Consider the following 12,681-nt stretch of genomic DNA (forward strand, 5'->3'; position numbering starts at 1 on the left):
AGAAGCAAGTGGCAGGCACAACGCAAATATTCGGTACAAGCTCCATTGCCCAGGTCGAACCGGACAGGATTACGATCCGCGGCCAGGATTTATGCGAAGACTTGATCGGGAAAACCTCGTTTACGCATTACTTTCTGTTCCTTCTTACGGGAGGGAAGCCTAGCCAGGAGTTGGTAGCCATGACGGACGCTTGTCTGGTGGCGATTGCCGAGCACGGCCTTGTGCCTTCCATACAAGCGGCGCGCTTGACATACGCCGCGGCGCCCGATGCCCTGCAAGGCGCGGTATCGGCAGGCTTGCTGGGCTGCGGCACGGTAATTCTGGGCGCCTCTGAAACAGCGGGCGTCCTGTTCTCGGATGTTCTGAAGCGGCGGGATGCCGATGCCATCGATATCGATGCCGCAGCCGCCGTTATCCTGCGCGAGATGCGGGTAGCCCGGCTGCCGGTTCCAGGTTTCGGCCATCCCGTGCATAAAGCCGAGGATCCTCGCGCTACCAGGCTGTTGACGCTGGCCGCTGAGTTGGGCGTGAGTGGAAAGCACATACAGGCGCTGCAGGCGGTGGAGCGGCAGATTGAATCCGCTTATGGACGGTTTTTGCCTTTGAATGTATCCGCTGCGATTCCCGCGGTACTGCTGGATGCCGGCTTCCCGCTGGAAGCGTTGCGCGGGGTTCCCCTGGTGGCACGCACCGGTTCGCTGGTTGCGCATCTGCTTGAAGAAAAACATAATCCGCTGGGTTTCAAGATCGCGGCGCATGCCGAGAAGGGCATAGCTTACGACGGTCCGGCGCCTGGCGATCGGAGCGCCTGATGGAAAGTATCGCCGCCGTACTACAGGAACCGGCGCAGGTCATGGGCCTCTATCCACCGCATGACTATACGGTTACCGGTTTGCTGGCCAGCCGCGTCCAGGCCTTGCCGGACAAGATTTGCCTGGTGTTCGAAGGGCGTACCTGGACATACAGCGAGCTGGCGCGGGATGTCGAGCGTACGGCTTGGTGGCTGATCGAGAACGGTGTACAGGCTGGGGATCGCGTAGGCGTGTTCTCCACCAATCACCCATCCACCGTCATGCTTTTTCTGGCCCTGGCTCGCATAGGAGGCGTCATGGTGCCGGTCAATCCGGAGTTCGGCGTGTCCGAAGCGTCCTATGTGTTGAACAATGCCAAGGTGCGCGGCGTGGTGTGTTCCCCCGAAGCCTATGACCGGACGCTACAAGCCTGCGCCAGCCTGGATTACGCGCCGTGGATCGTGACGAACGAGACGGGTGTTCAGGACGCAAGGTCTATGGACCAGGAAGTTGCCGCGGCGCCATGTCAGGCCGCTGTCTTGGCGCCGGCGCCTGACTCCACCTGCGTATTCATATATTCCTCCGGCACCACGGGCTCGCCCAAAGGAGCCATGCATGGCCAGCGAAGCTACGTCATTACCGCCGAAAGTTTCGTGGTGCGTCTATATCTTCAACCGGAAGACCGCATCCTATGCGTGTTGCCCCTATTTCATATCAATGCGCTGTTCTATTCGCTGGGCGGCACCTTGGCCGCGGGGGCAACGCTGGTGCTGGCGCGCCGGTTCTCGGCCGGCGGCTTTTGGAGGACCGTATCGGAAACCCGGGCGACCACCGTCAACCTGATTGGCGCGGCCGCTACGATTCTGGCCAAGCGCGACCGCGCAGAATACGTGGCGGGCCATGCGATGTCCAAGGCCTTTGTAGCTCCCCTGGACCAGAGGTTGATAGACGTCTTTTGCAATGACTTCAATGTGCCCACGCTGATCGAATGTTACGGCATGACGGAAATCCCAGGCGTTCTATCCAATCCCTTCAAGGGGCCGCGCAAGCTGGGTAGCATGGGCAAGGTCTCGCCGCATCTTGCACCGGGCTTGCCGCAGCCGCGGCTACGCATCGTGGATGAATCGTTCACCGACCTGCCGGACGGCCAGCAAGGGCAATTGCTGGTTAGTACGCCAACCGTCATGCAAGGCTATTACGGAGACCCGCAGCGCAGCCAGGCTGCGTTTCACGAGGGATGGTTCATCACGGGCGATATCGTCTGGCGCGATGCCGATGGCTTTTATTGGTTCGTGGCGCGCCAGAAGGACATAATCCGCTGCCGAGGGGAAAACATCTCTGGCGTCGAATTGGATCGAATCATGGCTAGCCATCCGGATGTCCTTGAGGCCGCGGCCATAGGCGTGCCGTCGGATTTGGGCGAGGAGGATGTCTTGGCCGTCGTTGTGGCCCGCCCGGGTTCGACGCTGCAAGCGGACGACATTGCGCGTTGGGTCGGCAGCCAGTTGGCTGCCATAAAGATTCCGAAGTACGTTGTGTTTTCAGAAGCGCTACCCAAAACCGCCACGCATCGGGTGGAAAAATTCAAGCTCAAGGCCGATCGCGAATTGCTGGCACGCGCCACGGTCACCTCAGCAGCCAGCTAGCAACTCAACATAATAGGCGCGGCGGGGCAAGAGCGCTGTGCCAACCACGGAGACTCACCATGAATCAAGTACATCGCCTAAACAAGGCATTGATTGCCGGCATTGTCACGGCGGCGCTGTGCGGCCCCGCCATGGCCGCAAATTATCCCGATAAACCCATTCGTGTCCTGGTGCCCTACGCGCCGGGCGGCGCGACGGACATACTGGCCCGCATGGTAGGCAAGCAGTTGTCGGAGAATCTGGGCCAGCCCGTGGTGATAGAAAACAAGGCCGGCGGCAATACCAGTATTGCCGCGACACAGGTTGCCCGTGCGGACGCCGACGGCTACACGCTGCTCTTTACCAATGACGCGACATTTGTCCTGAACCCCGCGTTGTTCAAATCGCTGAACTACGATATCGACAAGGAATTCAAACCCGTTGGCACGGTATGCGACCTGACCTTGGGCCTGGTGGTGTCGTCGACCACGGCCGCCAATTCCATGAAGGAGCTGGCCGCATATACGCAGGCAAATCTCGACAAGTCGGCTTACGGTTCTTTCGGTGTAGGGAGCCAGCCGCATCTAATGGGCGAAATGTACAACAAGCTGACCGGTTCAAAAGTGACGCATGTTCCTTACAAAGGATCCTCGCCTGCGGTGGTCGATGTGATCGGCGGTCAGACCCTGTTCACCTTTCCGGCAATGGCAACCGTGCAGGGCCACCTGAAGGCCGGCAAAGTAAAAGTGCTGGCTCTGTCGGGGGAGGCGCGTTCGCCTTTGCTGCCGGATGTGCCCACGTTCACCGAAGCGGGCTACCCCGAGATGAATATTGGCGGCTGGTATGGCTTTCTGGCGCCAGCGGGAACCCCCGACACAGTGATCGACAAGCTCAACAAGTCCCTGGCCCAGGTGCTGGATAAGCCCGACTTCAGGAAAGACTTGATTGCGCAGGGAACCATTCCCTTGAAACTGACGCCAGAACAGTTCAAGCAGAGAATGGCCACTGAAGTGGAGCGAACCAAGAAAATCGCCGCAATGGCAAATATATCTATCGATTAAACAGGCCGGGGCGCCTTCGTGCTTGCCCGCCCGGACGCTGTCATGCTTGAACGGCCAGTGTCAGGGCGGGGTATCGGGCAAGCTGTCGGCTGATTTCGCCCGAGGCATGCAGCAGCGCGGGCAGCCTGCTGTGGACCAGGGTTTCCCTGTCTATGCGTGTGGAGTCGGCTGAGCAATTGATGGCTGCCACCACTCGGCCGTGGTGGTCACGCACCGGAACCGCAATAGCGATTGTCCCGAAGGCAATCGCGTCCTCCGCGATGCCGTAGCCGTTCTCGACGACCTCGTTGAAATGCGCTTGCAGCGCTTCGGCCGTCACGGGTGTTTTCGGCGTGAACGCGGGAAAAGGCGCTTGCGCCAGGTAATCGGCGCGCTGCCGTTCGTCCTGGTAGGCCAGCAGTACATAACCCGTGGATGCGGCGTGGGCCGGCATGCGCGCACCGATGTGCTGGCGCAGACGCGCCGGGCGATTGCTGGGGATATGCACGATGTAGACCACATCGTTGCCGTCCAATGTCGTCAGGGACGAGGCGTCGTGGAAGGTGTCAACGAGCTCTTGCAAGTAAATTTGAGCGACTTCATTCAGGTTCATCGACTCGACGAAGGCCGAGCCCAACTGAAGCACTTTGGCCGTCAGGACGAAGCGGCGGCCGTGCTGGCGCACATAACCCAGGGTAGCCAAGGTAATAAGCGAGCGCCGGACGGTGGCGGGACTAAGCCCGGTGCGCGCAGCAATTTCGCTGAGCGTCATTTCCGGCGTTGAACTGGAAAACGCCTGAATGACATCCAATCCGCGAGCAAGCGCGGTGACGAACTCGGGATGATGGTCTTTTTCAGGCATCTTTGAATTATACGTCGCCACTGCGGTGGCGTTGCGTTTTGAAGACGCCCCAAGTCTGTTAAATTTATTCAAGCGCAAGGAGCGGAGTGTTCCAGGCGGCTGGTTTTCCTAAACTTGGTATTCCTTCACAATGACCGCGAGTGCCGACCATGGAAACGATAAACATTCCTGACTTCACACTTCATTTTCGTGCGCCGGGATCACGCCCGGCCGATTCCATACAGTATGCCATCGGCCACTGCACGCATGGCGCGATTCTTGTTGCGCGCAGTACGCAGGGGATTTGCGCAATCTTTCTTGGAGACGATGCCCCGGAACTGCGCAATCAACTGCGTGAGGCTTTTCCGCGCATTGAGCTGGTGGAAGCTGCACAGTCCATGCGCAACGATCTTGAGCGCATCGTCCATTATGTCGATAGGCGGGTAACCGCTGCGCCTATCGACCTGGACATCGGCGGAACGCCTTTTCAGCAGCGGGTCTGGTCGGCGCTGTGCCATATCCCCGCGGGCCGGACGCTTAGCTATACCCAACTGGCCCAGTCCCTGGGCCTGCCCAAGTCGGTGCGTGCCGTAGCCAGCGCCTGCGCGGCCAATACGCTGGCCATCGTCGTTCCTTGCCATCGGATCGTGCGCAGCGATGGGTCGATTACCGGCTATCGTTGGGGGCCTGAACGGAAGCGCGATCTCTTGCGCCGGGAACAGATGTGACGGCGATCATGCCGCCAACCGACGATGCGCTATGCGCTGATCGGCAAAATTGGGCAGCCATCGAGCGGGAACTCGATGCGAACGGCAATGCGGTGATGCCTGGCTTGCTGACGGCGCCGCAGTGCGCTGATCTGGCTGCCCTCTATTCCCTGGACGAAAGCTATCGTGCGCGTATCATCATGGCGCGCCACGGCTTTGGGCGGGGGGAATACAAATACTGGGCGTATCCGCTGCCGTCCTTGATACAGGAGCTAAGGCGTTCCCTGTATCCGCATCTGGCTCCCATTGCCAATCGGTGGAACCAGCAGCTTGGCATCGATGTGCGCTATCCCGATACGCTGCAGGCGTTTCTGGATCGCTGCCATGCGGCCGGCCAGACACGGCCCACACCGCTGATGCTTAAGTATGGCCTGGGCGATTACAATTGTCTGCATCAGGATCTATATGGCGAGCATGTATTTCCATTGCAGGCTGCCATCCTGCTATCGCGCCCCGCCACCGATTTTACGGGAGGCGAGTTTGTCATGACGGAAAGCGGTTCGGGTTATCAGCGCGCCGATGTCGTGCCGCTGCGGCAGGGCGATGCCGTGATCTTCACCGTCAATCAGCGCCCGGTCCCGGGCAGGCGGGGCGGGATGCGTAAAGCGGCGATGCGCCACGGCGTCAGCCGAGTCCATAGCGGACGCCGTTACACCGCCGGCCTTATCTTTCATGATGCGCGCTGATGCAATGAAGGCGAAATGAACGTTCGGATATGAATGGAGAATTGTTTCCCCCCGTAGCGGGTGAGCGCGAGGCTTTGGGGCGATGCGCATTTGTGCTGCGCGGCTTCGCCTTGCCGTATGTGGACGCGCTGCTGCCCGCCATTCTGGTCATCGAGCAAGACGCGCCGTTCAGGCATATGGTCACGCCGGGCGGCTTTTCCATGTCGGTGGCCTTGACCAATTGCGGAGCCTTGGGCTGGACGACAGACAGCCGCGGCTATCGCTACGCGAAAATCGATCCCGATAGCGGCCGGCCTTGGCCGGCCATGCCGGCGGCATTCGACCGTTTGGCTCGCGAGGCGGCCCAAGCCGCGGGCTTTTCGGGCTTTGAGCCTGACGCCTGCCTGGTCAACCGCTATCAGCCCGATTCGCGGCTGTCGCTGCATCAGGACAAGAACGAACGCGACTACGACGCGCCTATCGTATCGGTGTCGCTGGGCATGAGCGCCGTTTTTCTGTTCGGCGGGCATGAGCGGGCCGACAAGGCGATGAAGGTTCCGCTCTATCACGGCGATGTCGTGGTATGGGGCGGCGAGGACCGCTTGCGCTACCACGGCGTGATGCCGCTTAAAGAACATCCCCACCCGCTATTGGGCAGCCAGCGCATCAACTTCACTTTCCGCAAAGCAGGATGAAAGATTCCCGGCTTCGCGCTGAATTCAAGCGCAAGAAACAGGGTGCTTGCGTTTGAATTCCGGCATATCCTGACTGTACTCTCTCTGCCAATAGAAATGCCATGAAAGCGACTCTCGATCCAGGTTCGATCACGGATCGTTCCATTTATCTTACGGACGATCAGCGTTGGGCGGCGGTACGAAACCGTGACCCGGCGGCGGACGGCCACTTTGTCTATGCGGTCAGGACGACCGGCGTCTATTGCAGGCCCAGTTCTTCGGCGCGCCTGCCGAATCGGGAGAACGTCGAATTCTTCACCACCGCCAAAGCGGCTGAAGCTGCCGGGTACCGGGCCAGCCGGCGTGCGCTGGGCGATCGAACCGCGGCGGCGATGCAACGCGCATCCATCGTTGCGCAGGCGTGCCGGCGGATCGAGGCGGCCGAAACCCCGCCCAGCCTGGACGAGCTGGCGGCGCGGGCCGGTATGAGCCCATTTCATTTTCACCGTGTCTTCAAGGCTGAAGCAGGCCTTACCCCCAAGGCTTATGCCAACGCCGTGCGCGCCGCAAGAGTGCGCGAAGAGCTGGGTGAGCCTGGCACGGTCACCGACGCCATATATGAAGCCGGTTTCAACTCCAATGGCCGGTTCTATGAGGAGTCGGCATCTATACTGGGAATGCGTCCGCGGGATTATCGAGGCGGCGGCCGGAATGCGCAGATCCGTTTTGCCGTGGGCGAGTGCTCGCTGGGCGCCATCCTGGTCGCGCAAAGCCAGCGCGGCATTTGCGCAATACTGTTGGGCGACGATCCCGACCAACTGGCGCGCGATCTGCAGGATCAATTTCCCAAGGCGCAGCTGGTTGGTGGCGACGGCCAGTTCGAGCGGCTGGTGGCGCAGGTTGTGGGCTTTATCGAAGCGCCGGCGATAGGCTTGAATTTGCCCTTGGATGTGCGGGGTACGGTGTTCCAGGAGAGAGTCTGGCGGGCATTGCGCGAGATACCACCGGGCGCCACGGTCAGCTACGCGCAGCTTGCCGAACGTATCGGTGCGCCCAAGGCAGTGCGCGCGGTTGCACAGGCTTGCGGGGCCAATCACCTGGCGGTGGCCATTCCTTGTCACCGGGTGGTGCGCCACGATGGAAATATTTCGGGTTACCGCTGGGGCGTCGAGCGCAAGCGCGAATTGCTGCGGCGTGAAACGCGGGATCGATAGGGCGGGAAATCAATCATGGTTGCCTTCAGTCATCGTCTTGCCATGCTGGATTGGAAGCGGATTGCCGCCGAACTGGATCAGGATGGATGCGCCGTCCTGCCGGGCTTGTTCGATCATGGACAGGCAGGCGCCATGGCTGCGCTGATCGGCGCAGAAGCCGTTCAGAATCCGATGCCGGGCTTGTGTGAGTCAGGCGGGGGCGAGGTGCTCCGCTTGACGCAAAACTTGCCCGAGCCCATGAATGCATTGCGCACCGCCCTTTATGCGCAACTGCTGCCCATTGCCAATCGATGGAACGAGATACTGGGAATCGAGGGAAGGTTTCCGCCCACTTTCGATGCGTTTCGCGCACAGAACGGGAAGGCGGGCCAAGCCCGTCCGCAATCGAGCCTGAGCAGGCTGCGCGGGCCGGCTTATCAAGCCTTGCACCAATATGCCGAAGGTCGGTGGATTTTCCCGCTGCAACTCGTGGCGCTCCTGTCCGAGCCGGAGCGGGATTTTACGGGCGGCGAGTTGGTGATGATCGAGCAGCGGCCCCGGATGCAGTCTCGATCCATGGTGCTTCCTTTGGGCATGGGCGATGCGGCCATCATCGCGGTAGCGCAACGCCCTTTCAAGGGCGGCAAGGGCTTTTATCGTGTCAACGCCAGGCACGCGATCAGCCGCGTGCGCAGCGGCGAGCGCATCGGCCTGGAACTGGTGTTTCACGATGCGCCATGATAGCGAGGCAAGCAAGAGCGGGGAAACGCTAGGAACCTGCTATAGAATGTCTGGCACTGGTGCATGGCACATGAATATTCGATCGGAGGGAAGCATGGACTTGGGAATCAAGGGAAGACGGGCTGTTGTGTGTGGCGCAAGCGCCGGGCTTGGACTGGCCTGCGCCCGCTCCTTGGCCCAAGCCGGGGTGGATGTCGTCATGGTGGCGCGAGGCGCGCAGCGGCTTGAGGCGGCCGCCGGCGAACTGCGCAAGCAGGGCTCTGGAAAAGTGACCACCGTCGCCGCCGATATCACGACCGCGCAAGGACGTGAGCAGGTTCTGGCGGTATTGCCGGACCCCGATATCCTGGTCACCAATGCCGGCGGTCCTCCGCCGGGAAACTTCCGCGATTGGAACCGGGACGACTGGATCAAGGCCCTGGATGCCAATATGCTGACGCCCATTGAGCTCATCAAGGCAACGGTGGACGCGATGACCGAACGCAAATTCGGACGGGTCGTGAACATTACATCCAGCGCCGTCAAGGCGCCCATCGACATTCTCGGCTTGTCCAATGGCGCGCGTTCCGGCCTGACCGGCTTCGTCGCCGGGGTGGCCCGTGCCGTGGCCCAGCATAATGTCACTATCAATAACCTGCTGCCCGGCCCATTCGATACGGACAGGCTGGCGTCCACGCTGGAGGCCGCATCGCGCATGTCGGGCGACTCGGTGGACAGCGTGCGCGAAGCCAGGATCGCCAGCAATCCCTCGCGCCGCTTTGGCCGCCCGGAAGAGTTTGGCGCCACCTGCGCTTTCCTGTGCAGCGCTCATGCCGGCTATATGACAGGTCAGAATGTACTGCTTGACGGCGGCGCCTATCCGGGTACTTTCTGACTAGCGCCCCCTCCCTGGCGGCGCAAAATTCCAGATATCCGTCCGTAGCTCTTGCGGGCCAACTGTCATAAGATGCCATTTAGCACTTGGACAGCCTCGCCTCGCCATGGACCGATATCCTTATGAGCGTTTCCCCTTTAGCCCCTTTTCAGCACGCTACCTTCCGCGCTCTCTGGACCGCCACCCTGGCGTCCAATTTGGGCGGCCTTGTCCAGACCGTGGGCGCCGGCTGGATGATGACCACCATTTCGACCTCGGACGATATGGTTGCATTGGTACAGGCGGCCACCACGCTGCCCATAATGATTTTCTCGCTGGCGGCTGGGGCGCTGGCCGACAGCTTCGACCGCCGCAATATCATGCTGGTGGCGCAGATATTGATGATGGCGGTGTCCACCGGCTTGGCAATTTTTGCCGTGGCGGGACTGCTTACGCCCTGGCTGCTGCTGGCCTTTACCTTCTTCATCGGCTGCGGCACGGCGTTGCACAACCCATCGTGGCAGGCGTCGATGGGCGATCTTGTCCCGCGCGAGGATCTTCCAGGCGCCGTCACACTGAACAGCATGAGCTACAACCTTATGCGCAGTATCGGCCCGGCGGTCGGCGGCCTGATCGTTGCGGTCGCGGGCGCGGCGTTTGCTTTTGCGTTAAATGCTGTCAGCTACATCGCCCTGATAAGGGCGCTGGCGCGCTGGAAGCCGGAACGCGCCGCAAACACGCTGCCGCGTGAGTCCTTCGGCAGTGCCATATCGGTGGGGCTGCGCTATATCGCCATGTCGCCGAATCTGCTGAAGGTCATGTGCCGCAGCTTCATCTTTGGGCTCGCCGCAGTGTCGGTTCTTGCCTTGCTCCCACTGGTCACCCGCGACCTCGTGGCGGGCGGTGCGTTCTCATACGGCATCATATTGGGTTGCTTCGGCGCAGGGGCCATTTGCGGAGCCCTGTTGAATGCGCGGGTGCGCGACCGCTGGAACAATGAAACCATTGTGCGGGCCACCTTCTTGATTTTTGCGCTGAGTGTCTTTGTGCTGGCACAAAGCCGCCAGATGTGGCTGAGCTGTCTGGCGGTGCTGCCGGCGGGCGCATGTTGGGTCATGACGCTGTCCCTCTTTAATGTGACCGTACAGCTTTCGACGCCACGTTGGGTGGTGGGGCGGGCCCTGTCGCTATACCAAACGGCCACCTTCGGCGGCATGGCGGTGGGCAGCTGGATATGGGGCGTAAGCGCCGAAGCCCATGGGACGGACGGCGCCCTGACCGCATCGGGCGTCGTGCTGGTACTGGGCGCGGCAGTGGGGTTGCGCTATGTACTGCCCGAGTTCAGCAAACTTAGCCTGGACCCACTGGATCATTTCAACGAACCCGCATTGAAACTGGATTTGAGGCCGCGCAGCGGACCCATCATGATCATGGTGGACTATGAAATTGCGCAACAGGACGTCAATGCCTTTCTTTCAGCCATGTCGCAGCGGCGCCGCATCCGGCTGCGCGATGGCGCGCGCCAATGGTCGCTGTTGCGCGACCTGGAAAACCCCCGCATCTGGACCGAAAGCTACCATGTGCCCACATGGCTGGAGTATGTGCGCCACCATCAGCGCCGCACGCAGGCGGACGCCGATGTGTTTGACCGCTTGAAGGCGCTGCACCGCGGCCAGAACCCGCCCCGTGTACACCGCATGATAGAACGCCAGACCGTACCCATACGCGACGATATGCCGCTTAAGGATCATACGGACATACCATGAATCCGATTATCGGTGGGCGGTGAATGCGGATCGTGCGATTGGGCGCATCAATCAAGGGCTACCTGGTTGCGCAGCGGCATGCCTTGGTAAAACCGTTCGATGTTGGCGAATAGCGCCCGCATTTTCGTGGTCAGGGCATCACGCGTACCCGCGGCAATGTGGGGCGTGAGTATGATGTTTGGCAGGCCGACGAGCGGGCTGGAAATGGGCAACGGTTCTTGTTCGAATACATCAAGCCCGGCCGCCGCCAGGTGCCGTCCGGCCAATGCGTCCGCCAGGGCGTTGTTGTCTACCAAGGATCCGCGCGCCGTGTTGATCAGAATGGAGCCCCGCTTCATCTTTGCCAAGCTCCCGGCGTTGATTAGATGCCTGGTCAGTGGTGTCAGGGGAAGATGCAGCGTGACGATATCGGCTGTTTGCAGCAAGGCCTCTAGAGTCTCCATTCGTTCAAGACCAAGGGCCTGTTCCCGGCTGGTATTCAATCCGGTGTATTGGTCGTAATAAATACCCCTGGTTTCGAATGGCCGCAACCTTTCCGCGACGGCCTGTGCAATACGGCCCATGCCTATGTAGCCTATGGTCATGCCCGACACTTCGCGCGATACCGGCCTGAGCTCATTGATATGGAAGCGCCCTTGCCGCAGTTCTGAATCGGCAAATGACAGTTGTTTGCAGGCTGCCAACATCAGCAATACTGTGTGTTCCGCCACGCCCGTCGTCGTGCCTTCCGGAGTGAGCGCAAGTGCAATCTTGCGCTCGCGAAGCGCTGCGATATCTACGGTATCGTGATAGCCGACGCCTTGGTGGTGGACCAGCCTTAGCCTGGTTGCCGCATGGATTATTTCCGCCGAGAGCGGATGTGCGGCACATATCGCCACCTCGCATTCACTGGCCAGGCGCATTCTCTCGGCATCAGAGTCCTTGCTTAATGTAAGCAGCTTGAAACCATTGGGCATTGCTCCGCGGATAATGTCGTAAACCTGTTCCGTGGCGTAGCTGTTATAGAAAACAGGAATCATGACGTTTCAGCACCGATGTAGCGTACTCCCTTGGCGGCAAGGGCTTGTTGCAGCCAGGGCGGAGTCTTGTCGCCTTTTTTGACGCCCGCCTCCATGACGGCTTCCTTGGCTTGGACTTGGGCAAGATCCTTGATGACCTGGTCGATGTTTGCATAGGGAACGACGACGACCCCATCCTCGTCGCCCAGGACGATGTCGCCCGAACCGACATGTACGCCGCCCAGCGTAATGGCCGTCCCGATTTCGCCAGGGCCATCCTTGAATGGCGAGTTGGGCGACAAGCCTTTGGCGAAAACCGGGATACCCGCTTCATTGATGCCGCGGATGTCCCGGACCATGCCATCGGTCACGCAGGCGACAACGCCGTTGTTCCTTGCCATTGCCACGTAAACGTCTCCCACAACAGAGGCTTCTTCATACTCGTCGACGGCGATCAGGACGACGTCACCTGGTCGACATGCGTCGAGCGCCGCCCAGCAGGCCAGGTTGTCGCGTGCACGGCTTTGTACAGTAAGGGCTACTCCGCAAAAGCGGACTGCCTGCGAAAGCGGCCGGATACGATGATTCAGCGCGCCCCGCCTGCCTTGGGCGTCGACGACAAAGCCGGTCTGGGTGCTAGTGAATGCGGCCAACTGTTCTGCCGTAGGCCGGGGGAAATGCTTTCGGATGACCAGAGCCGGAGGCGTCGATGCCATGGGTTTTCTCC

At 60.6% G+C, this 12,681-nt stretch carries 13 protein-coding genes; 10 read left to right on the forward strand and 3 right to left on the reverse strand.

Going from position 1 to position 12,681, the window contains the following annotated elements:
• Positions 1–8 precede the first annotated feature (8 nt).
• The 3 genes from V0R37_RS05045 to V0R37_RS05055 are packed head-to-tail and all read left to right on the forward strand — an operon-like array spanning position 9 to position 3,477.
• Positions 9–812 (forward strand): citryl-CoA lyase, encoded by an 804-nt coding sequence (locus tag V0R37_RS05045; RefSeq protein ID WP_420373454.1) that lies wholly within the window; start codon positions 9–11, stop codon positions 810–812.
• Entirely contained in the window at positions 812–2,437 is a 1,626-nt protein-coding gene (locus tag V0R37_RS05050; RefSeq protein WP_420373455.1) for a class I adenylate-forming enzyme family protein, read from the forward strand. The genes V0R37_RS05045 and V0R37_RS05050 overlap by 1 nt, the downstream gene beginning before the upstream one ends.
• Positions 2,438–2,496: 59 nt before the next feature.
• Complete coding sequence (locus tag V0R37_RS05055; RefSeq protein ID WP_420373456.1) at positions 2,497–3,477, forward strand: Bug family tripartite tricarboxylate transporter substrate binding protein; 981 nt, start codon at positions 2,497–2,499, stop codon at positions 3,475–3,477.
• 40 nt (positions 3,478–3,517) lie between these two features.
• On the opposite strand, the gene V0R37_RS05060 is transcribed toward V0R37_RS05055, so the two are convergent.
• Positions 3,518–4,318, reverse strand: a complete 801-nt coding sequence (locus tag V0R37_RS05060; protein ID WP_420373457.1) for an IclR family transcriptional regulator — start codon at positions 4,316–4,318, stop codon at positions 3,518–3,520.
• A gap of 149 nt (positions 4,319–4,467) precedes the next feature.
• Here V0R37_RS05060 and V0R37_RS05065 point away from each other — a divergent pair, with 149 nt between their 5' ends.
• From V0R37_RS05065 to V0R37_RS05095, 7 genes are all read left to right on the forward strand, one after another.
• The gene (locus V0R37_RS05065) at positions 4,468–5,025 is read left to right on the forward strand and encodes a methylated-DNA--[protein]-cysteine S-methyltransferase (protein ID WP_420373458.1); all 558 of its coding nucleotides are present in this window, start codon (positions 4,468–4,470) and stop codon (positions 5,023–5,025) included.
• An 8-nt stretch (positions 5,026–5,033) separates the two neighbouring features.
• A complete protein-coding gene (locus V0R37_RS05070) occupies positions 5,034–5,750 on the forward strand; it encodes a 2OG-Fe(II) oxygenase (protein ID WP_420373640.1) in 717 nt (238 codons plus the stop codon).
• Between the two features lie 29 nt (positions 5,751–5,779).
• Positions 5,780–6,424 (forward strand): DNA oxidative demethylase AlkB, encoded by a 645-nt coding sequence (gene alkB, locus V0R37_RS05075; protein WP_420373459.1) that lies wholly within the window; start codon positions 5,780–5,782, stop codon positions 6,422–6,424.
• Positions 6,425–6,525: 101 nt separating this feature from the next.
• A complete protein-coding gene (gene ada / locus V0R37_RS05080) occupies positions 6,526–7,617 on the forward strand; it encodes a bifunctional DNA-binding transcriptional regulator/O6-methylguanine-DNA methyltransferase Ada (RefSeq protein ID WP_420373460.1) in 1,092 nt (363 codons plus the stop codon).
• A 15-nt stretch (positions 7,618–7,632) separates the two neighbouring features.
• Positions 7,633–8,337 carry a 2OG-Fe(II) oxygenase gene (locus V0R37_RS05085; protein WP_420373461.1) on the forward strand — a complete coding sequence of 235 codons (705 nt, stop codon included), beginning with the start codon at positions 7,633–7,635 and terminating at the stop codon, positions 8,335–8,337.
• A gap of 94 nt (positions 8,338–8,431) precedes the next feature.
• On the forward strand, positions 8,432–9,211 hold the full coding sequence (locus V0R37_RS05090; protein WP_420373641.1) for an SDR family oxidoreductase: 780 nt from the start codon (positions 8,432–8,434) through the stop codon (positions 9,209–9,211).
• Between the two features lie 122 nt (positions 9,212–9,333).
• A complete protein-coding gene (locus V0R37_RS05095; RefSeq protein WP_420373462.1) occupies positions 9,334–10,956 on the forward strand; it encodes an MFS transporter in 1,623 nt (540 codons plus the stop codon).
• A 47-nt stretch (positions 10,957–11,003) separates the two neighbouring features.
• Here the strand turns inward: V0R37_RS05095 and V0R37_RS05100 are convergent, their stop codons facing one another.
• Together V0R37_RS05100 and V0R37_RS05105 are read right to left on the reverse strand one after the other, a co-directional pair.
• Positions 11,004–11,975, reverse strand: a complete 972-nt coding sequence (locus V0R37_RS05100) for a 2-hydroxyacid dehydrogenase (RefSeq protein ID WP_420373463.1) — start codon at positions 11,973–11,975, stop codon at positions 11,004–11,006.
• Positions 11,972–12,670, reverse strand: coding sequence for an RraA family protein (locus V0R37_RS05105; protein ID WP_420373464.1), 699 nt, complete (start codon positions 12,668–12,670; stop codon positions 11,972–11,974). The genes V0R37_RS05100 and V0R37_RS05105 overlap by 4 nt, the downstream gene beginning before the upstream one ends.
• Positions 12,671–12,681: the final 11 nt, after the last annotated feature.

Source organism: Pollutimonas rozaliensis (assembly GCF_048751585.1).
Classification (GTDB): Bacteria; Pseudomonadota; Gammaproteobacteria; order Burkholderiales; family Burkholderiaceae_B.

What these genes read in the sequence shown, in the direction of transcription:
- V0R37_RS05055 (WP_420373456.1), top strand. Translation starts at nt 2,497, where the DNA reads ATGAATCAAGTACATCGCCTAAACAAGGCATTGATTGCCGGCATTGTC.
- V0R37_RS05060 (WP_420373457.1), bottom strand. Translation starts at nt 4,318, where the DNA reads ATGCCTGAAAAAGACCATCATCCCGAGTTCGTCACCGCGCTTGCTCGC.
- alkB (WP_420373459.1), top strand. Translation starts at nt 5,780, where the DNA reads ATGAATGGAGAATTGTTTCCCCCCGTAGCGGGTGAGCGCGAGGCTTTG.
- V0R37_RS05100 (WP_420373463.1), bottom strand. Translation starts at nt 11,975, where the DNA reads ATGATTCCTGTTTTCTATAACAGCTACGCCACGGAACAGGTTTACGAC.
- V0R37_RS05065 (WP_420373458.1), top strand. Translation starts at nt 4,468, where the DNA reads ATGGAAACGATAAACATTCCTGACTTCACACTTCATTTTCGTGCGCCG.
- V0R37_RS05070 (WP_420373640.1), top strand. Translation starts at nt 5,034, where the DNA reads ATGCCGCCAACCGACGATGCGCTATGCGCTGATCGGCAAAATTGGGCA.
- V0R37_RS05050 (WP_420373455.1), top strand. Translation starts at nt 812, where the DNA reads ATGGAAAGTATCGCCGCCGTACTACAGGAACCGGCGCAGGTCATGGGC.
- V0R37_RS05105 (WP_420373464.1), bottom strand. Translation starts at nt 12,670, where the DNA reads ATGGCATCGACGCCTCCGGCTCTGGTCATCCGAAAGCATTTCCCCCGG.
- V0R37_RS05095 (WP_420373462.1), top strand. Translation starts at nt 9,334, where the DNA reads ATGAGCGTTTCCCCTTTAGCCCCTTTTCAGCACGCTACCTTCCGCGCT.
- V0R37_RS05085 (WP_420373461.1), top strand. Translation starts at nt 7,633, where the DNA reads ATGGTTGCCTTCAGTCATCGTCTTGCCATGCTGGATTGGAAGCGGATT.
- ada (WP_420373460.1), top strand. Translation starts at nt 6,526, where the DNA reads ATGAAAGCGACTCTCGATCCAGGTTCGATCACGGATCGTTCCATTTAT.
- V0R37_RS05090 (WP_420373641.1), top strand. Translation starts at nt 8,432, where the DNA reads ATGGACTTGGGAATCAAGGGAAGACGGGCTGTTGTGTGTGGCGCAAGC.